We start from the raw sequence: 20,520 nt of genomic DNA, 5'->3' as shown, positions 1-20,520 counted from the left end.
TTTTAAGCATTGATTATTTATTTTATAAATCAAAATAGCTAAATTGAGCCATATTTTATTTATAAAAAATTTATTAAAATAATGCATAATTTAATTTTTTAAATTCTTGAAATTTAATAAAATCATATTATTTTATTATAATATTATATAAGTATCTAATCATTTATAAATCTAATCAAAAGTGAAAATTTTTTAAAAATTTTTATATGAAAAAATGAAAAAAATATTGAAAAATATTAAAAAAAGTGTGAAAAAAACGAGCATATAAGCTAAGTGAATAAAAAATAGATGATATGATTTTACGAAAATAAAGAAAAAATAAATTTAAGAAAAATTAATGTTTTCTTAAACTATTATCAAAATTGGTTCCTTCAATGATTCTTCTTTTTTTCTCTTCCAATTCTTGAGCTTTCCTTTCCTTTTCAGCCAATCCCTCTTCACTTAAGGAATCGCCATCAAACTTTGACAAGTCAACAGACTTTTTGAATTGAGGTTTAGAACTTTTAGATTCTTCAAAGGTCTCATCAGAATCATCTTCAAAATCGTATTTGGAATATTTTTCTTCTAAACCATCCATCTTTTCAGCCTCTAAATTGGAATCAACATCTTCGACGATGCCCTCTTCAAGATACTGCTCTTCAATAACTTCCTCTACAGGCTCATCCACAGGTTCAGCTATAGGCTCTTCAATATCCTCATCAACAATCAATTCATCTTCTTCAACTAAATCAGAGTCATCTTCAGGAATTTCTTCAGGAACATCCTCAGAAATCTCAACAACTGAATCATATTCATCCTCATCATCTTCAAAATCGTATTTGGAATACTTATCCTCCAAATTGGATTCATCAGCTTCTTTGTTTAATCTTGAATGAATAGGAATGATCTCATCAGAGTCATCATCAGTTTCATCATCTGAAAGTTCTGTTGAATTGGCATTTTCATGCTCTTTAAAAGAAGATTGATTTTTTTGAGATGTTAGATTTGAATCAGAATATAAAGAATTGATATCATCATCAGAAAGTTCTTCTTCCTTGTCTTTCTCAAATAAATCTTTAGGGGAATCAACAGATTTGTCATTATCGCCGTTATCGGAAAAATTAGAATCTTTTTTTCTCTTTAAAACGCTAAAAATAGCATCAAAGTCTTCACGAGTGATACCGTCCTCGCTTACTTCGTCATAATCAATACTCTTAATGCTGTTGAACGTATCGATAATTAACGAAGACTTTGAGGAAGAGAAGAACTTCAATAAAGAAAATCCAATAATAATAAGTCCAATAATTACCAAGAAAATAGCAAGCCCTGCAGTTTCACCGGATAAAACATTATCCACAACCCTGTCAGAACTTGAAGCCTAATAAGTTATTCCAATAATTAGGATTGCCAAACCTACAATAAAACCAACAAGGGTAAAAATTGTAGAGGAATCAAAAATATCTAAAGATTTTTTAGAGTCAGAAGATTTTTCCTTATTATTTATCAATACACCTTGAGCAGAAGATTTGCCAATTTTTTCTTCTACATCTTCATCTGCTAACGCAACATCACTATCTTTTACATCGATAAATGAATCTTCATAATCAATCTCTTCATCACTATCAAATGATTCGCTAGACTCATCACTAGCTTCATCATCAATAGAATCAGTATTTTCTTTTAAATCAACATTCCCAGTTGATTCAATAACATTTGCTTCAATTGAATCATCTACATTAGGATTAATGATAACTCCTCCTTCAATAGATTCATCATCGAAAGCATCAGATTCTTCTAAATCCTCATATTCATTATGAATAGGAATGATCTCATCTACATCATCTTCATAGTCATTAGAAACTTCATAAGATTCATCATCTTCAAATTCCAATTCCTTGAAAACCTCAGAGATAGATTTGGATTTATTGAATCTAGTTTTTTTATTAGAAGCGGAATCGTTAGCTCTGGGAGCTGATTCATCGTTTCCCTTAGAAACGTCTTCCAAATTACTATTTTTTGAATTAGTCATTTTATCTCCTTACTTAAAAATACTAAGAATACTCACTCATCAATAATTAACACACCATAATACCCTTAGTAAAATCGCTATAAATACGATTAAATGAATAATAAATATAAATATTAATTTAAAACTAAAATATTAGATTAAAAGCATTGCATCAAAGCAATGCAAAAAAATGATTAAAATTAATTAATCATATCCTCTCCATTTATGACCACATTTTTCACAAGTGAAGAAACGAGTTGGCGCTTCATCAGCACTACGGGTTTGTAGCAATTCGTAGGAAGCACGATCATGTCCACATTTAGGACAAATTTCTCTTACAGTAGAACGTAAACCGCTTTCATCTCCTCTCATTATAACAGTTTCTTTGGATTCTACTTTCTTTTCTATTGAATATTCAGCTTTATCCACTTCAGATGAATCATAGCCGCAGGTGGAACATTTTAATACAATCTTTTTGTCATCTTCATCCCCTACTTCTTGAGGGAGAATCATGCCACCACATTTTGGACAAAATTCCATTATTTACCTCCAATATTTAAGATACTACTCTTTAAAAACAGAAATTAAAAAATTTTAAATTAAAATTAAACAATTAGAAACTGATTATAATCTCCAATAATTATAATCGAAAACATTTACCTTTCATATAATAATTCAACTTAATTAAAATTCTAAAATTTAAGTTTTTTAAATTTCGTAAATGATTAAATACTTTATATATAACATACTTATAAATAAAGATTATTATGTCATAGTATTTAAACTTAATTTAAAAATAGGGTAAAAAACGCCTAAAAATTAAGAAAAATTGTAAAAATTTAGTAAAAAATAATAATAAAAACAGATTGTTAGTAGATTGAAAAATAGTAAAAAATTTACTATTTTTTTGAAAAAATTTATTCAAAAATCAGTCAGTTTTTTCTAAATGTTCCTTGACTTCACTCAAAATTTTTGCATGGTCAAATGCAAGTTCTTTTTCCTTCAAAACATCAAATGAAAATACACCGATATCATTAGCATCATCATCTGCCTTTGCATCATCAAAATTTCCATGAGCCAAATAAACTATAGAAACCGTATGCCTTCTTGGGTCACGGTCCGGCTCGGAATATACACCGAATAATTCAACAGATTCAATATCAATGGAAGTTTCTTCCTTTGCTTCTCTTACTGCAGCATTTTCTGTTGTTTCACCATAATCAACAAAACCACCTGGCAATGCCCAACTGCCTTTAAAAGGGTCATTTTTCCTTTCGATTAGTATGAATTCATGATTTTCATTATAAATAAAAATATCAACAGTCAATGATGGAATCTTATATTTAATACTCTCACCCCACATAAAAATAATAAAAAATAATAAATAAATCAATAATACATCGAATTTAAAACAAAACCTAAAAAATAATTTAAAAATGATAAGAAAATAATAAAAAAAGATTATTAAAACTAAAAAATAAAAAAATAAAAAAGAAGAGAGAATTAAACTTAAATTCCTTCAAGCAATTCTTTAAATTCAGCAGTTTCTTCTTTTAATCTTTGAGCTGCTCTTAAAAGAGAATCTCTTGGCCTTTTTGTTCTTTTAGTTTTAATGGTCATGATAGGTTCACCGGTAAGAGGGTGGTCAATACCATAAACCGCATATTCTACATCATTATCTTCCATGAGATATTTTCTTAAAACATTACAAAGAGAGTGGTTTTCTCCGTGAATAATCATTTCGAGTTCTAATTTGGTATCTTTTACAACTTCAATTTCCATGTTATCTTTTCCTTCAAAGTTAAATGACTTCAACAATAAAATTTACAATTTGGATGCAAGTTAATTATAAAAATTAATAATCATAATTTTTAGAAACTTTTCTTTTTTCCTTTCTATCACATACAGGACAGTATACTTCAGATTCATTGCAAGGATCCATAAAGGTTCTGCATCTGGTACACATAGCCTTTACAACACCAGAAGTAATGTCTTCTGTGTTTAAATCAAGGTTATCTCCCATGATTTTAACTACTTTAGCTTCAATTAAATCTCCAATTCTAAAAGCATCTGTAAGCTTATCAATATAACCTGGGGTTACTTGAGAGATGTGAATAGCTGCCAAATAAGGAAGAGCCAATTCACGTTTGGTTCCCTTCTTAGCATAAATAGTTATTAAAGCTCTTTGGCCACGTACATCTTTTACTTCACCATATACAATATCTCCAACTTTCAATAGGTTTGGACCACCAGATTTTGATATTACAGAGATTTCCTTTTCATCTTCATCAATCAATACATTTCCAGGAACACCAGATTTTACGCTACCATCATCTTCGTATGCTCCTTGACCTGGTAAAAACTGTTCACTTACACTTAAAAAGTCACCAGGCATTACAAAATCTCCAGATTCCATTTTCATCTAAACACCTCATAACAGGCAATTTTGCCATGTTCACCAATAGGCAATTACGCCAATTTCAACATTTTATAATTCCGTTTATAAAATAGGACAATCATCCGAATAATCCCATAACTCCGTTTATAGAATTAGGATAATCAATCCATAATAAATCCCATAATTCCATTTATAAGATTTATTAAATTATGAAATTAAATTTGATATAAATTTTCATCCATAAAATTATCAATTATTTATATGTAAATTATTTATGTTTTTTAGTAATATATAAAAAATTCGGTTTTTAGAAATAGTTTTAAAATTATAAAACAAATAAGCAGGGCATTATCTGAAAAAATATTTTAAAAAATAAAAAAATAGAAAATTGAAAAATAAAAAGAGAAAATTGAAAATAGCAAATAGAAAATAGAAATTGCAAAATGGAATATAGAACATATAAAAATAGAATAAAATCTCAAACTATTGGTAATATCTATCTTCAAACAATATTTCATCCAATTGATACTTTTCCCATTCCCTTTTGTTTAAGACAATCTCTAACTCTTTTGGAGTTATAACCGGCTTTTTATACATTTGAGAATCATCAATAGCTATTCTAGGACATGCAGTTACAACAAATCCTTCAAGTTCCATATATGGTAGCAATACATCAGGATTTACATGATCCATGAGAAGTATATAGGCCTCCATTCCTTCATCCTCAAGAAGTTTCTTAATTTCCTTAGCCAATTTCATCCTGTATTGGCCTTCTTTAGAAGAAACTATAATTCCCCATTTTGTAACTTCCCGTGCCTTCACGATTCTTGCAAATCTTATTCTCAATATCCTGTCTGCATAGGCACTCATTTCACGAATGTCACCGCTATAAGGATCAATAGCTAAAACTGGAGCTTTTGTGAATAGATAGATTCCTAAAGGATGGAAATTGCCGCTGCCAATGAATAGGTAAACATCTGCTCCCAAGTTCTTTACAGAAGCGAAATTGCAACCTAAAACCTGACCTTTTCTTGTGCTTCTTGAAGAGCCAATAACAACTTCCTTGCCATTATCCTCTAAAAAGTCCACTATCTCATCAAGCAAATGCAAGTGCTGTGCAGTTGTTGCAATAGCTATTTTGGAATAGCCCTCCAATTGCTCCAATGCCTCTTCAAGGTAATCCTTGATTTTAACATTGGCTTTAGCTTCTATAAACATTGTAGGGATGCTGTATCTGAGCGGAAGAGGAGTATGCCCATAATGAACAATGAAATCCACAATTCCATTCATCTTTCTGTCTGAAACATCACAAGCTCCAAAGCAAGGATCTGCTGATACAATTACAGTGGCATCAGTTTGCTTTTCGATTTCCCTTGCAAGAGCTACAGCCTGCATCTTAAGCCCTTCTGGAAACTGCAATCCTACATTCCTAACATTCAAAGAGTTTATTTTCTTTATAACCCTTTTAAGCTCCATATCATATAATGCCATTTTATCAACTAACAATGAAAAATAATTTAAAAAAACAAGATAAATCTGAGAACCAAAACCCTAAGACTTATCTTAAAAATAGAATAAATGAATAAAAAGTAAAAAGTTAGCCATTTCGACTAACAATTAAAGCTTAGCAAATTTATATCAATGAATCAGCTACAACTTTTCCATCAACAACATCCAATTTTACAAGAGTCTTGATGTCTTCACCGGTAGCTTCTTCAACAACACCTTTACCTTCACCTTTTTCCACAACAACAACAGTGTCAACTAAGTTTACACCAATGCCTTTCAATTCATTGATTACAGCAGTAAGAGTTCCTCCTGTACTTACTACATCATCCACTAAAAGGATATTATCTCCCTCATTCAAGTCGTTGATGTATAATTTGGAAGTTGCGTAACCAGTGGATTTCACGATTTCATGTTCTCCAGGCAATCCGTATTGTCTTTTACGAATAACGATAAATGGAATGCCAGTTTCTAAAGACAATGCAGTTGCAATGTGAATACCCATTGCTTCAACACCTACAATCTTATCGATTTTAGACAAATCTAAAATTTCATCAATCACTTTAGCAATTTCCTTTAAAACTGCTGGGTCCATTGCAGGCACTCCGTCACTGATACCGTGAACGAAATAATCATACTCTCCTTTCTTAACAACTGGTGCTTTTCTTAATGATTCTACTAATTTTTCAAGCATTTTTTAACCCTCAACTACAAAAATATTTATCTTTGACATAAGATTCAATTCAAATTTTAAATTAATGATAAAAAATAAAAAACTTAAAATCAAATTTATGTATTTATATCAATAATTTTATAATAAAAGATAAATAAACTTTTATATAATATTAATTTATACATTAAAGTTAATAAGATAATCTATTATTCTGTTTTAGAGAACCGAAACAGAATAGTGATTTAAAAATTATAATTATTTAATCCATTATCAAAAAATATCGGAGAGATATTATGTCAATGTTAGGAAGTTTAGGAGAAAACCTTACAAACACCATGAAAAAATTGGCTGGAATGAGTGTTATTGACAAAAAGGTTGTAAAGGAAGTAGTTAAAGACATTCAAAGAGCTTTAATCCAATCAGACGTAAATATCCAGCTTGTATTAAAATTATCCAAAACAATCGAAGACCGTGCACTTAATGAAGAGCCACCAAAAGGAATTACCCCTAGGGAACATGTAATCACAATTATCTATGAAGAAATGGTTAATTTGCTCGGTAGTGAAGCAAAAGAGCTTGAAATCAATAAAAAGCCATTCAAAATATTGTTCTTAGGATTGCAAGGTAGTGGTAAAACCACCACAATCGGTAAATTATGCAAGTACTTGCAAAGAAAAGGTTTCTCTCCAGCAGTTGTTTGTACAGACACATGGAGACCTGCAGCATATGAGCAGTTAAAGCAACTCACTGAAGATATGCAAATCCAACTTTATGGAGACCCTAATAATAAGGATGCATTAGACCTTGCAGAAAAAGGTTTAAAACAATTTAAAAATCAAAAAATCATTATTTTCGATACCGCAGGTAGACATAAGAACGAAGAGGATTTAATTGAGGAAATGAACAAGTTGGATAAGATCATTGAACCTGATGAATCCATTCTAGTTATTGACGGTACAATAGGTCAACAGGCAGGAGAGCAAGCTAAAGCATTTTCACAAGCGACCGATATCGGTTCCATAATCATTTCAAAACTAGACGGTACTGCTAAGGGGGGAGGAGCTCTCTCTGCAGTAGCTGAAACTGGCGCACCAATCAAATTCATTGGTACTGGTGAAAGAATCGATGAATTTGAAGCATTTGACCCTGAAAGATTCATTTCAAGATTATTAGGTATGGGAGATATCAGAAGCCTTATCGAAAAGGCTGAAGAGGTTATTGATGAGGATGTAGCTACCAAAACCATGAACAACATGCTTAGCGGAAAGTTCACACTTATGGATATGCAAAACCAGTTTGAAATGATGAACAGCATGGGGCCTATGCAACAGGTCATGAACATGATCCCTGGTTTAGGAGGCAAGATTCCTAAAGAGGCCAGCCAAATGACTGAAGATAAGATCAATGAGTTCAAGATCATCATGTCTTCAATGACTGAAGAGGAAATGCTCAACCCTAAAATAATCAAGACTTCCCGCATTACCAGAATTGCAAGAGGTGCTGGTGTAGACGAGAACAGCGTAAAGGAACTTTTAAGATACTATAACAATACTAAAAAAGCAATGAAAGGTATTGGACGTAGAGGAATGGGTGGAGGAGCCATGAATAGAATCATGGGCCAATTCATGAAATAAACATTCCACACACCAAACTAAACTACTTTTATTTTTTATATTCATTTTTTTAAAGAGAGATTTTAATGAATCAGGAAATACTTAATAAGGCTGAAGAATTAATCAATTATACAAATGGAAATATCTGCAATCATTGCCTTGGACGTAAGTTCTCAGATTGCGTAGAAGGAGATGGCAATGAGGATAGAGGGATTAGAATTAGAGAATCCCTAAATTTGGATGCTTACAATGGTGAAGAATGCGAAATATGCCATAATCTCTTCAACTTTATTGAAGATGATGTTCTTGATTTGGTGAATGAAAAGATAGAGCTACTCAAAGTTGAATTTGACACCTTTGTTGTTGGCTGCAAATTACCTAAGGAAATAGTTGAAAAAGACCAGGAAATCAGCGATGACCTTGATTTTAATGTAGAGATAATCAAAAAGGAAGTCAATAGGGAAATCGGCAAATTGCTTGAAGCAAATCTCAAGCAGAATGTTGATTTTGATGGAGAAGATGTTCTTGTGATGGCTGATTTTAGAAGAATCCTAAAGGAAGACATTGAAAATCCAGTGAAAGTCAGACTTCAAATCAACCCTATTTTTATTGAAGGAAGATACAGAAAGCTTGTTAGAGGCATACCTCAAACAAAGTGGCCATGCACCAAATGTAAAGGAAGAGGCTGTGAGGAGTGCAATTTCACAGGAAAGCAATACCCTGAATCAGTGGAGGAACTTCTATCCGAAACTGTCTTAAAGCACACAAATGGATATGAAGCCAAGTTCCATGGCGCTGGAAGGGAAGACATTGACGTTAGAATGTTAGGCACTGGAAGGCCATTCGTGCTTGAAATCAAGGAGCCTAAGATTAGAAAGATAGACCTTGAAAGGATTGCTGAAGAGGTTGCTGAAGTCGCTAAAGGGAAAACTGAATACTTGAATCTCAAGTTTACAGAAAGGAAGAGAAAAGCTGAAATCAAAGTATCCTCACCAGACACCTATAAGGTTTACAGAGCATTGGTCAAATGTGAAGATGACATCAAGGAAGATGACTTGGAAAAGCTTCAATCACTTCATATGATTCAACAAAGAACTCCAATAAGAGTATCCCATAGAAGAGCAGACAAGATTAGAGAGAAGGAAGTGAAAAACATTGAAGCTAAGTTCATTGATTCAAAGACCTTTGAAATGATCATTAAGACAGAAGGCGGACTGTATATCAAGGAACTTATCTCAAGTGATGAGGGGAGATCCAATCCTAGCGTGACTGAAGTCCTAGGCACACAGGCAATCTGTGCAGAATTGGATGTGATTGAAGTTGGAATTAAATAATTCCAATTTTAAAATTAAAAAAGCTATTTTTTAAAAATTTAGAAATAATTTTAAATATACTTTAGAAATCTTTTAAAATATTATAAAATACCTAAAAAACATAAACTTTATTAATATCTTAAAATATATAGTTTATTACTATCAAAAATAGAAGATTGGATTATTGCTGAAATCCAGTCACTAAAATTTTATGATATTTTATAATATTTTTGATATTTTTTTCTTTCAATATATAAAATTTAGATATGTCTTAATCAATTAAACCTACGGTTAGGGCTAAGTCTAAATAAGACTTATATATTGGCTTTTACAATGAATAGCTAAACCGAAGGGCTTAAGCTATGATATTCAACTTAAATATCGTACTGGGCTACTAGCTATTTAAAAAGATATAAAATGATGGGTTTTATATTTTTACTACACAATTAATTAAATATTAAAGAGGTATAAAAATGCAAAGATCCAGAGGATTTAAAAGTAGAAGTAGAAAAAAATTGACCAAAAGAGTAAGACCTGGTCGTGCAAACCCAATTACCAGAAGAATTCAACAATTCGAAAATGGTGATATGGTACACATTATCATCGACCCAAGTATCCAAAAAGGCCAACCTCATTCCAGATTCCATGGAAAAACCGCTAAAGTAGTGGACAAAAAAGGTAAAGCTTACATACTTGCATTAAAAGATGGTAATAAAGCAAAAGAATTAATCGTTACTCCAGAACACTTAAAATTACAAGAGTGAGTACAATGATTGGGAAAAAAACATTAGAAACAGAACCAATACCTGCAGCTAAAGTGAAAGAAATTCTTGAAGAGTTTTCAGAAAAACATGAACTTAGTTATGAACAAAATTTAACTTTAGCTCATGTAACTAATCTAAATAAACTTTCCCTTGAAGATACTGAAAAATTAATCGAAGAACTTGAAGCTTATGTCGACCACAAGCAAGCTGTTCGTATGGCAGACATTGTGCCAAGAGACATGGCTGACTTAAGATTAATTTTCGCAAAAGAAAGAAATGCTCCTTCAAACGATGAAATGAAGGAAATTCTTGAAATTTTAGAAAAATATGATATTGAAGAGGATTTATTCTTATAAATCTCTTTAAATCAAATTATTTTTCTATTTTTATTCTTCAATGCAGAGATTACTTTTTAACAATTTTTACTACTTTTAACTATTTCTTATTTTTATTAAAAAATAACAATTTACTATTTTTTAAATATTTTTTTAAATTTCTTAATTTTTTTTAGATTTTACTAATGATAAACTAATGATCTTACTAATTTTCATTTTTTAAAATCCTCCCTTAAACTTCAATTAATCTTACTATTTTTAACAAAAAAGAATAAAATTATAAATATTAATAAGATTAAAATATACTAATATTATATTAAAAAATTAAATAATAATTAAAAAAAATAAATTATTACAAAAACATATCGTAAACAGATGGCAAAGTAAAAAGAATATTTGCTGGAACTAATAAACATTTAAAATTAAAATGAGGTGAAAATATGGATAATCCAAACATTGATAATCCGAATCCAAAGAAAGAGGAGTACGTAATTATTTTAGATTATCTTAAATTTGGGTATGTAAATCCAGAAAGACCAACTGCTCATGGCAAACCTATTGCACAAGCTATTGGAGTAGACAAATTCACATTAATCGAAGTTACCCCTAAAGAAGGTGTTGATTTAGATATTCATGACAAAGTCTATATAGGATCTGGAAAAAGGGATAAGGTAAATAGAGTAAAAGGATTATTAGACTTTGAAAACTTAACTGCAACCAGTAGAATAGAATTGGAATATGCAATTAAGGAAATCATATTGGCTCATGAAGACATTTATGTAAAATTCTTTAATGAAATCGATTCACTTAACATCAAAATGCATAAATTGGAGCTAATCCCAGGTATTGGTAAAAAGCACACACAAATGATTTTGGAAGAACGTAAAAAAGAGCCTTTCAAAAGCTTTGAAGACTTGAAGGAAAGAGTTCCTCTCCTTGGAGAACCTGTGGATATGCTTGCAAAAAGAGTCAGATTAGAACTTGATACAACTACCGTCAAAAGAGGTAAAAACAAGTATTACATGTTCACCCAAGTTCCTTCTAGACACCCTTCCAACAGAAAGAAAAAATTCAACAAAGGCAGAGGAAGAGGTAGAAACAATAGGAACAAAGGTAGAAAACCAAATAACAGAGGCAAAAAACCTCAAAACAAACCAAATTCCGAAAACAAGGAATAAAATTCCTGAGTGAAACTCTAAAAAGAGTTGAACTCATTTTTCTATTTTTTTAATTTTTTATTTTTTTTAAATGTAATCATCAATGATTTTCATATGATAAACTACTATTTTAATGGCTAAAAAGGTGATTAGTTGACTGAAAGAATATCCTTAGCTAAAGAGACTAAACAAATATTGCAGGAAAATGGGATTATCTTAAATAAGAATTTAGGTCAGAATTACCTTATAGATGACTTCAAAAGAAAGAAAATCATTGAATATGCAAATCTTACAAAAGAGGATACTGTACTTGAAATTGGTCCAGGTATCGGAACATTGACAATTGAACTTGCCAAGAAAGCTGGAAAAGTAATAGCTATTGAGCAAGACACCGCTATTTTTAACATATTGAAGAAACGTATAGAGAAAGAGAAAATCGATAATGTGGAGCTTATCAACGGCGATGCCGTTAAGGTGGATTTCCCAGAGTTCAATAAAATCGTTTCAAACCTTCCTTATCAAATATCCTCACCAATCAGCTTTAAGTTCCTAAAGCATGACTTTGACCTTGCAATTCTAATGTATCAGAAAGAATTTGCAGACAGAATGAACGGTAAGGTAGGAACTAAGCAATATTCAAGGCTTTCTGCTATGCTATACTTTAAGGCAAACATCAAGTTCCTAACAAAAGTTTCTCCTGAATCATTCATACCATCCCCTAAGGTGGATTCATCTGTTGTGGAATTGAAACCAAAAGAAAGTAAAATAGCGGATGCCGACTTTAAGATCTATTCAAAAGTCGTTAAGGCATTATTCCAACACAGAAACAAAAAGGCGAGAAATGCATTGATTGATTCAAGACATATAATTGGTTTTAAGGACAAGAAAGAATTGAAATCAATTTTAAACAATTTAGAAGATGAAAATCCAAGAATCAAGGAATTATTATTGGAAAGAACAATTAATCTATCTCCAGAAAACATTATGGAACTATCTATCTTATTAAAAGAGCATATTAACTAAGGGCATGAATGAAAATTATAAATGCTAAAAAACCTAATTGAGGATTATTTATGAAAATGGGAAAATTTGAAATAGAAACAGATGATTTGGTTTACATTCCATCAGATGACACTTTCCTTTTGGCGGAAAATCTTGAAATCAAAAAAGGACAAAGTGTTCTTGAAATTGGAACCGGATCAGGTCTCGTTTCCATGTATGCAAGTCTCTTAACCGATGATGTTACAGCAACTGACATCAACTACAATGCCCTTGAACTTGCAGAGAAAAACTTCAAGCTAAACAATATCGGCACAATAAAACTTGAGTTCGGTGATCTCTTTGAACCTGTAAAAGATAAGAAATTTGATGTTATACTATTTAATACTCCATATCTCCCTACTGATTCAGATGACATTATCAATGACGATTTAAATTATGCATTTGACGGCGGATTAGATGGAAGGAAAGTCATAGATAGGTTCATTAATCAAGTGTCAAATCATTTAAACGAAAAGGGAATTGTGCAGATAATTCAGTCCTCATTATCTGACAATGATAGGACATTGCATATGTTTGATAGGAATGGATTCATTGCAGAAATAGCTGCAAGCGAGAAGTTTTTCTTTGAAGAGATTGTTTTGATTAATGCATATAAGATTTAAGGCAAAATTAATTTTTATGATGATAATATGTCAAAAAACACCACAAACACTACTTCAAGACCACCACTTACAAAAGACCTGAAAAGTGAAGACTTTAGGAAATACTATTTTTTAAAAGAGGAATTAAAGGACTTTTGTAAAAATGAAGGATTGAAAGTTAATGGAAGCAAGAACCAATTGGAAGAAAGAATTATTTACTATCTTGATACAGGAAAATCCTTAGACGATTCTAGACATGTTGAGAATAAAAATAATTATCCGAAGTCTAAATCAAACAAAGTCACCACTTCTAAAGAAATCAGATTAGATTCTATTTTAGGTGAAAATTTCAAATGCAGTGAAGATAAAAGGGAATTTTTTGAAAAGGAAATAGGAAAAGGATTCAAATTTAAGGTTCAATTTCAAAAATGGTTAAAAGCTAACCCCAATAAGACATATCAAGATGCAATCAAGGCTTATTATAAAATTCAAAACTCAAATGAAAAAACTGCAATAGACAAGCAATTCCAATACAACCAATACATAAGGGATTTCTTTAAAGACAATGATGATAAAACATTAGAAGATGCCATAAAATGTTGGAATTATAAAAAGAGTTTAAAAGGCCATAATAGATATGAAAACTCCGATTTAGATGCTTTAAACTAATCTATTAAAAACCCTTAATATATTAAACTAAGTAAAGAATACATTTAAGGATAGAATAATCATATTTAATCATATAATCTAGCAAAATTAATCAAAATCAAAAAGAAGGAATTATTTATGGATTTAGAGGAGAAAAATTCAAAGGAAATAGAAGAGTTTCTTAAATCAAAAGGTGCAGAAGTAGTTGGTTTTGCTAGTTTAGAAGGTATTAAAAACGTTCAAAAGGAGTATCCAAACAGCATTCTAATAGGAATTCCAATAGAAAAGGAAGCATTGAAAACCATTTATACAGATGATCAGTCCAAATATGTGAAATCCATGAAAAGTTTAGCATTGAAGCTTAATGACATCGTCCTTGAAGGTGAGGATTACATTAAGGAAAACATGAATTACAATGCATTGGCAATGTCTCGTGAAAGAGTTGCAAAAGACTTTGAGGGTTTGGCAAGCAAAATCCCACATAAGACAACTGGAACAAGGTCTGGACTTGGATGGATCGGAAGATGTGCATTGCTTATCAGTCCAAAATATGGGGCTGCACTTAGATTATCCACTATTCTAACAGACATGCCTATAAAAGTAGGCACCCCAATCGATGACTCATTATGTGATGACTGTACAGATTGCCAAGACGCTTGTCCTGTCGATGCAATAAATGAAGTTAAATGGGACTCCAGAAAAGAAAGAGAAGAGTACTTCGATGCAGAAAAATGCTTTGAATTCATTAAAAAAGAAATGCAAAGAACTCATGGAAAAAGCTTATGTGCCAAATGTGGTCTGGCTTGCCCTTACACTAAAGAATACTTAGGAATAGAAACTGATAGGGATTTGATTAAGGAAATATGAGACCTGATTAACAAATATGATTTAAAATTTAATTAAATGTTAATTAAAGTTTAATTTGCTTCTTTAAATAGGAATTTTTAGGGGGTTTTACTATTTTTAATGGAAATCCATTAGATTTTTACAAGCAAGAACTGCCAAGATTTATGATTTTATCAAAAAACATTTTGAAATATTTGAAAGAGGGAAAAACACTTGAAGAGGCTTGCGCTAAGGCAGGTGTTGTTCAAAATGAGTTGAATATTTGGAAGCTTTGGGCAGATAAAGGTTTGCAGCCTTATGCAGATTTCTTTAGGGAAATTCAAAATTATAGATGAATTCAGCAAGTTATGAAAATAAATTGCAATTTGAAAAAAAAATATTAAAAATAAAGTTTAAAGAATATAAAAATAATATAAAAATAATTTAAAAATAATTTAAAAAAAGTAAAAAGAAAATTTATTTAAAATTAATAAATTTATTGGATTTCAGCATTGAAGACCAATGCTGCAGGTCCTTTCATGAATGCTCCGAGTTCTCCCTCCTCTTCATAGACATTAAACTCTAAGTCTCCACCAGGTAAGTGAAGAAGAACTTCATTATCAAAAAGACCTAATTTTACACCAGCAAGTGCAGTTGAAGTTGCACCGGTACCGCATGCAAGTGTAACACCAGCACCACGTTCCCAAGTTCTCATTTTTCCTTCATTCTTGCTTATAACTTCAACAAAATGAACATTGATCTTTTCTGGGAATACTTCATGGCATTCAATAGCTGGACCATATTTGTCAATGTCAATAGCATCAACATCATCAACAAAGAGGATTGCATGTGGGTTTCCTACATTGACACAAGTTGCCTTGAAGGTGGTGTCAATAACATCAAGGTCACCGTCGACAAACTCCTCTGAATCTGCAATCATTGGAATTTGTGGAACTTTGAATGTTGATTTGCCCATATTGACCTTAAAGAGAACAGGTTCGCCATCTTCTACAGTAATTTCAATGGTCTTGATACCGGATTTGGTTTCAACGGTCATTGTTTCCTTTTCAACGATTTTATTTCTGTAAACGAAATCTCCGAAACAACGGATACCATTTCCACACATTTCAGCTTCAGATCCATCTGGATTGAACATCCTGTATCCAATGTCTGCCACTTCAGATGGCACTACAAATAATACTCCATCTCCACCTACACCAAAGTTTCTGTGGCATAATTGTCTGCATGCTTCAGCTTTGTCTGCTTCTGGAATTTGTTCCCCTTGACTTTCATCTATAATAGGGAAATCATTACCGATACCATGCATTTTAGAGAATTTTAAACCTTTTAAATCTACCATTCTATCACCTTAACATCTATTGTAAGTGGTCAGGAACAGATTGTTTTTCAAAGATGTCATCGTAGCTTTGTGCTTCACGGATTACGAAAGACTCTCCGTTTTTAACAAGAATCTCTGCAGGAAGAGGTCTTGAGTTGTAGTTGGAAGCCATTGTGTAACCGTATGCACCAGCATTCAATATTCCTAAGATGTCTCCTTCTTCAATGTCTGGAAGAGGTCTGTCTCTTGCAAACAAGTCACCTGATTCACATACATTTCCTGCAACATCCACTTCTTGAGTTGGCTCTTCATTCATCTTGTTTGCAACAACAATGTGATGATAGGAGTCGTACATAGCAGGTCTGAGCAAGGTGTTGAATCCAGCATCTACACCGATGAATTTTCTGTAGCTTTCCTTTACACTGTTTACTTCAACTAAAATAACAGAAGCGTCACCTACAATGTATCTGCCTGGTTCAAGGTATAAGGTAGGTTCTCCCATATCAAACTCTTCTAATTTTTCTTTGAATAATTTGACGTTTTCTTCTGCAAAGTGTTCCAAGTCAAGCAATTCTTCATCAGGAGTGTATGGAATTCCAACTCCACCCCCGAAGTCAATGAATTCAAAGTCAATTCCTGCTTCCTGGTGAACTTTTCCTGCAATGTTCATAGTGGATTCAATAGCTAATTTGAATGGTTCTGGGTCTAAAATGCCTGAACCAATGTGAGAGTGCATACCTACAGGTTCAAATCCTAATTCCTTAGCTAATTTGTAAATCTCTACAGCTTCGGTTTCCATAATACCGAATTTACTCATTTCCCCACCGGTAATGCAGTGGCCGTGGTGACCAGCACCTACCATAGGGTTTACTCTGAATGAGATTTTTTTACCATTAGGATCAATGCTTTCTGCAAGTCTTTTAAGAGCTGAAACAGAGTCAATGTTTAAGATTACATCTTCACTGTTTACATAATCCATCTCATCGTTTCTGATGTTGTTTCCGGTAAATAAGATTCTGTCTCCAGAGAATCCCATTTTTTTACAGATGTATACTTCTCCAGGAGATACAGCATCAATGCAGCATCCTTCTTCCTCGAGGATTTTTAAAACAGCAATGTTTGTATTTGCTTTACAAGCATAGAATACTTTGAATTTAGGATAAAATTTAGTGAAAGCATTATAAAATCTGTTGTAGTTGTCTCTAATTCTTTCTTCATCAATTACATAGATAGGAGTACCGTATTGCTCTACAAGGTCGCATACATCAGCACCACCAATATCTAAATGGCCTTTATCGTTTGTTTTTATATTTAAATCCATTTTGTGCCTCCGATAAAAATAATATATAATGAATAATTATCTTTATAATAATCTGAAAATAAGTTTTCAATAAATATCTATTTAAACTAATATATAAAATTATTTAAGGAAATGGATTAGCCGACTCGAGAAAAATATGAAATAAAGTTTATTAAAAAAGGATGAAAGCCTACCTAAGGCAAGAGTAAACCTAAAACTTTTTGTAAAATTCGACTGTCTAAAAAATCACTTATTCAACAAACAATAAAATCATTTGTATGAATAGAATTAATAACAATAAAAATTGTTTGAAATAAAATTCCATGATTTTTCCTCCTTTTATCTGAAATGGCATTCTTTTTAAGGTAGTGAAACCTAAAAAATAATTTTTTAATGACTATTAATAAACATGACGATTTGATGAGCTTTAAATTTAAAAATAACAATTATATTGACTTAAAAATAGAAAATTAGATTTATATTGTGAAAAATAATTAAATTGAAGAATTATAAAAAAAGTAAAAAATTATCAAGGTTTAGTGAATTCAAAAGAATTCAAAAACCTTACCATTTCAGATAATTGGAGATTTACTCAAAGAGAAAAACTCCTTAAAAATACTTTAAACATCATAATATATAAATCTAATCAAATTTAAAAACTAAAATAACGAAATAAAAGCAATAAAAGAATCAAATAGAATATTCATAGGTGAGAAAATGAATGATAAAAAGGACTGGGGATTGACAGTGAGAGGAGTAGTTAAAAAAGAGGATAAGACACTAATCCTTAGAAGACATCCTAAATCAAGAAACAATCCTCATAAATATGAGCTTCCTGGTGGTAAAGTGGATCCTGGAGAGTTCTTTGATGTGGCATTGATAAGGGAATTCAAGGAAGAGACTAACCTTGATGTTAATATAGAAAGCTTGTTTGAAGTTGTGCAAGATGAATTCATTAGCAGAAGAACCAATCAGCCAATAAGCACAGTTCAACTGATGATGAATCTGGAAATATTAAGTGGAGAAGTTCAGATAAGCGATGAGCATGATGATTTCAAATGGGTGAGCATTGAAGAACTAAAAGAGCTTTACAATGAGGATATGCTTACTCCTACACTTAGAAAAACTTTAGAAAAAAGAGATTTTGAGATTTGAATAAATCCCATTATCTTTTTTGTCTTACATTTTTTTAATCTTAAACTTTTTTTAAAATAAGCCTATTATTTTTCATATAAACGTTCAACATAAGGATTTAAATGAGTTTGAAGAACCTTTACAATAGGCCCAATTATTAGAGCAGAAACGATTGTTCCTTCACGGACTCCTGCAAGATATCCTAAGAATACAATTGACAAAATAGCTGCAGTAAGTACAAAGCTTGTGTCAACAAATGGCTTTACCTTTGGAAACTCCTTTTTTAAAACCTTTGAAATGGCTACAATTATCCCATCCGGAGGAAGATAAACCACTTCTGTTTGAACTTCAAGCATCACACCAAAAGCAACCACTACACAGCTTAAGAGAAGTGTTGCAAATTGACTTAAATAATCTGCAGGATTCAAGAAACTTACCAACATCATTGAAAAGTCTAAGGTAAGGGAAAAGATTGTTCCTACAATTATCTGCAGATACTGTCTCTTTTCAAATCCGCTTCTTAGAAGGATTATCTGTACAGATATAAAAATAACATTAAAGATCAAGCATACTGTTCCAACACTCATTTTCAATATCAGACTTGAAACATATGGAAGACAAATGATAGGGGAAGTTCCTAAATTCGCTTTTATTGATATGGCTCCACCTAAGGATATTAAAAACAGTGAAAATAAGTAAATGACATATCTTGAAATCTTTTTTACTTGCATAAAATATAGTTTGCTTTAAAATACTTAAATAATTTTTTAAAAAAAAAGAAAAAATAAAGAATAAATAAAGAATGAAAAAAGAATTAATAAAAAAATAATATAAAAAAGAGAAAATTAATTATTATTTAAATTTAAAACAAGTGCTCTCTTTTTTGGAGTAACAGTTATTGCAGCTTTGACAAATTGAAACTCCTTCTCCATTTGCTTTCCAATCAGCTAAAAAGTCTGGCTGTGCTACAAATGGCTTGGACATGGATAAGAATTCCACCTTGGAATCATTTAAAACATCATTCATTGATTTCATATCCCTCATTGAACCGCCTAAAATGACTGGAACATCAATCTCATCAATCAATTTATCCACATACACAAGGAATGGATTTCTATCATTGCCATCATAAAGATAGGATATTGTCCTTGCAGTCAATTGAATGCTGTCAGCACCTGCCTTTTCAAGTTCCTTTGCAACCTTTATGCTTTCTTCAGGAGTCATTCCATTCTTTCTGACATCCCAAGGGTTAATTCTGCAGCTGACATGGAAATCCATAGTCTTTTTTAGAACCTTAATAATCTCTGAACAGATTCTGACACGATTTTCTGTATTGCCCCCATATTGGTCCTTTCTTTGATTGAAAAAAGGATTGATGAATTTAGCAAGGTAAAAATTATTACCAATGTCTATTTGCATTCCATCAAAACCTGCAAAGGAGAACTTTTTAGCAGCCATGATAACATCTGCCTGAAGACGTCTTATCCCTTCCAAACTAATGTCATTCGCTTCAACCTTTTGATTCAATCCGTCATTATAATAAAAGAATGCCAACTGTCCGAGAACCGGCACATCATGATTATGGCATATGTCTGTAATTTCCTTATAGTCCTTTACAAAACCCTTATAGTTTACATTATTGCAGTATTCTGCAAATCTATCTCTTGGATCAAACACAAACATTTCAGAATTAATCAATCCTACACCGCTTTTAGCCATCTTTTCATATCTGTCAAAGACTTCACTTTTTAGGAATCCCCCATCTTCAGTTTGTCTTTCCCAAGTTCCTGTTCTTACAATACGGCTTTTTAGCTTTAAATCTCCTAAACTACATTCATCAAATATATCTTTCATAATATCACAATTTACCTATTAAAAAAATAAA

At 31.5% G+C, this 20,520-nt stretch carries 23 protein-coding genes; 11 read left to right on the top strand and 12 right to left on the bottom strand.

What is annotated here, in order from left to right; genetic code table 11:
- Positions 1-334: 334 nt before the first annotated feature.
- The 8 genes from ACJMLB_RS04445 to hpt form a co-directional block, all read right to left on the bottom strand.
- Positions 335-1,336, bottom strand: a complete 1,002-nt coding sequence (locus ACJMLB_RS04445) for a hypothetical protein (RefSeq protein ID WP_405323993.1) — start codon at positions 1,334-1,336, stop codon at positions 335-337.
- A gap of 21 nt (positions 1,337-1,357) precedes the next feature.
- Entirely contained in the window at positions 1,358-2,008 is a 651-nt protein-coding gene (locus ACJMLB_RS04440) for a hypothetical protein (protein ID WP_405323991.1), read from the bottom strand.
- A gap of 183 nt (positions 2,009-2,191) precedes the next feature.
- Positions 2,192-2,527, bottom strand: coding sequence for a transcription factor S (locus tag ACJMLB_RS04435; protein WP_405323989.1), 336 nt, complete (start codon positions 2,525-2,527; stop codon positions 2,192-2,194).
- A gap of 388 nt (positions 2,528-2,915) precedes the next feature.
- The gene (locus ACJMLB_RS04430; protein WP_405323987.1) at positions 2,916-3,350 is read right to left on the bottom strand and encodes an NUDIX domain-containing protein; all 435 of its coding nucleotides are present in this window, start codon (positions 3,348-3,350) and stop codon (positions 2,916-2,918) included.
- Between the two features lie 146 nt (positions 3,351-3,496).
- Positions 3,497-3,769, bottom strand: coding sequence for a DNA-directed RNA polymerase subunit L (locus ACJMLB_RS04425; RefSeq protein ID WP_298534189.1), 273 nt, complete (start codon positions 3,767-3,769; stop codon positions 3,497-3,499).
- Positions 3,770-3,842: 73 nt separating this feature from the next.
- The gene (locus tag ACJMLB_RS04420) at positions 3,843-4,409 is read right to left on the bottom strand and encodes an exosome complex RNA-binding protein Csl4 (protein WP_405288873.1); all 567 of its coding nucleotides are present in this window, start codon (positions 4,407-4,409) and stop codon (positions 3,843-3,845) included.
- 459 nt (positions 4,410-4,868) lie between these two features.
- Positions 4,869-5,876, bottom strand: coding sequence for a diphthamide biosynthesis enzyme Dph2 (dph2, locus tag ACJMLB_RS04415; RefSeq protein ID WP_405323984.1), 1,008 nt, complete (start codon positions 5,874-5,876; stop codon positions 4,869-4,871).
- A gap of 142 nt (positions 5,877-6,018) precedes the next feature.
- Positions 6,019-6,585, bottom strand: a complete 567-nt coding sequence (gene hpt / locus ACJMLB_RS04410) for a hypoxanthine/guanine phosphoribosyltransferase (RefSeq protein WP_405323982.1) — start codon at positions 6,583-6,585, stop codon at positions 6,019-6,021.
- A gap of 272 nt (positions 6,586-6,857) precedes the next feature.
- Here hpt and ACJMLB_RS04405 point away from each other — a divergent pair, with 272 nt between their 5' ends.
- The 10 genes from ACJMLB_RS04405 to ACJMLB_RS04360 all read left to right on the top strand — a co-directional run bounded on the left by ACJMLB_RS04405 (position 6,858) and on the right by ACJMLB_RS04360 (position 15,218).
- On the top strand, positions 6,858-8,198 hold the full coding sequence (locus ACJMLB_RS04405) for a signal recognition particle protein Srp54 (protein ID WP_405323980.1): 1,341 nt from the start codon (positions 6,858-6,860) through the stop codon (positions 8,196-8,198).
- A 65-nt stretch (positions 8,199-8,263) separates the two neighbouring features.
- On the top strand, positions 8,264-9,511 hold the full coding sequence (locus tag ACJMLB_RS04400; RefSeq protein WP_405323978.1) for a tRNA pseudouridine(54/55) synthase Pus10: 1,248 nt from the start codon (positions 8,264-8,266) through the stop codon (positions 9,509-9,511).
- 452 nt (positions 9,512-9,963) lie between these two features.
- Positions 9,964-10,254, top strand: a complete 291-nt coding sequence (locus tag ACJMLB_RS04395) for a 50S ribosomal protein L21e (RefSeq protein ID WP_292788089.1) — start codon at positions 9,964-9,966, stop codon at positions 10,252-10,254.
- A gap of 5 nt (positions 10,255-10,259) precedes the next feature.
- Entirely contained in the window at positions 10,260-10,610 is a 351-nt protein-coding gene (locus ACJMLB_RS04390; protein ID WP_295608214.1) for an RNA polymerase Rpb4 family protein, read from the top strand.
- Positions 10,611-11,029: 419 nt separating this feature from the next.
- Positions 11,030-11,767, top strand: coding sequence for a DUF655 domain-containing protein (locus tag ACJMLB_RS04385; RefSeq protein ID WP_295608216.1), 738 nt, complete (start codon positions 11,030-11,032; stop codon positions 11,765-11,767).
- 132 nt (positions 11,768-11,899) lie between these two features.
- The gene (rsmA, locus tag ACJMLB_RS04380; RefSeq protein WP_405323975.1) at positions 11,900-12,769 is read left to right on the top strand and encodes a 16S rRNA (adenine(1518)-N(6)/adenine(1519)-N(6))-dimethyltransferase RsmA; all 870 of its coding nucleotides are present in this window, start codon (positions 11,900-11,902) and stop codon (positions 12,767-12,769) included.
- Positions 12,770-12,825: 56 nt separating this feature from the next.
- A complete protein-coding gene (locus ACJMLB_RS04375; protein ID WP_405324082.1) occupies positions 12,826-13,410 on the top strand; it encodes a HemK2/MTQ2 family protein methyltransferase in 585 nt (194 codons plus the stop codon).
- Between the two features lie 27 nt (positions 13,411-13,437).
- A complete protein-coding gene (locus tag ACJMLB_RS04370) occupies positions 13,438-14,058 on the top strand; it encodes a DUF6434 domain-containing protein (RefSeq protein ID WP_405323973.1) in 621 nt (206 codons plus the stop codon).
- Between the two features lie 117 nt (positions 14,059-14,175).
- Positions 14,176-14,904, top strand: coding sequence for a 4Fe-4S double cluster binding domain-containing protein (locus tag ACJMLB_RS04365; protein ID WP_405323971.1), 729 nt, complete (start codon positions 14,176-14,178; stop codon positions 14,902-14,904).
- A 143-nt stretch (positions 14,905-15,047) separates the two neighbouring features.
- Positions 15,048-15,218, top strand: coding sequence for a hypothetical protein (locus ACJMLB_RS04360; RefSeq protein WP_405323969.1), 171 nt, complete (start codon positions 15,048-15,050; stop codon positions 15,216-15,218).
- A gap of 140 nt (positions 15,219-15,358) precedes the next feature.
- Here ACJMLB_RS04360 and dapF read toward each other — a convergent pair whose 3' ends face one another.
- Both dapF and lysA read right to left on the bottom strand, forming a co-directional pair.
- Positions 15,359-16,222: a diaminopimelate epimerase gene (gene dapF / locus ACJMLB_RS04355; protein ID WP_405323967.1), complete on the bottom strand. Its 864-nt coding sequence runs from the start codon at positions 16,220-16,222 to the stop codon at positions 15,359-15,361.
- A gap of 16 nt (positions 16,223-16,238) precedes the next feature.
- Positions 16,239-17,522 (bottom strand): diaminopimelate decarboxylase, encoded by a 1,284-nt coding sequence (gene lysA / locus ACJMLB_RS04350; protein ID WP_405323965.1) that lies wholly within the window; start codon positions 17,520-17,522, stop codon positions 16,239-16,241.
- A 696-nt stretch (positions 17,523-18,218) separates the two neighbouring features.
- Between lysA and ACJMLB_RS04345 the strand changes: the two genes are divergently transcribed.
- Positions 18,219-18,656: an NUDIX domain-containing protein gene (locus tag ACJMLB_RS04345; RefSeq protein ID WP_405323963.1), complete on the top strand. Its 438-nt coding sequence runs from the start codon at positions 18,219-18,221 to the stop codon at positions 18,654-18,656.
- 65 nt (positions 18,657-18,721) lie between these two features.
- Here the strand turns inward: ACJMLB_RS04345 and ACJMLB_RS04340 are convergent, their stop codons facing one another.
- Both ACJMLB_RS04340 and ACJMLB_RS04335 read right to left on the bottom strand, forming a co-directional pair.
- Positions 18,722-19,366: a YitT family protein gene (locus ACJMLB_RS04340; RefSeq protein WP_405323962.1), complete on the bottom strand. Its 645-nt coding sequence runs from the start codon at positions 19,364-19,366 to the stop codon at positions 18,722-18,724.
- Between the two features lie 121 nt (positions 19,367-19,487).
- Entirely contained in the window at positions 19,488-20,489 is a 1,002-nt protein-coding gene (locus tag ACJMLB_RS04335; RefSeq protein ID WP_405323960.1) for an NADH-dependent flavin oxidoreductase, read from the bottom strand.
- Positions 20,490-20,520 lie beyond the last annotated feature (31 nt).

Source organism: Methanobrevibacter sp. (assembly GCF_045114555.1).
In the GTDB taxonomy this organism is placed as follows: domain Archaea; phylum Methanobacteriota; class Methanobacteria; order Methanobacteriales; family Methanobacteriaceae; genus Methanobrevibacter.
This window is presented reverse-complemented; position numbering and strand designations above follow the sequence as displayed.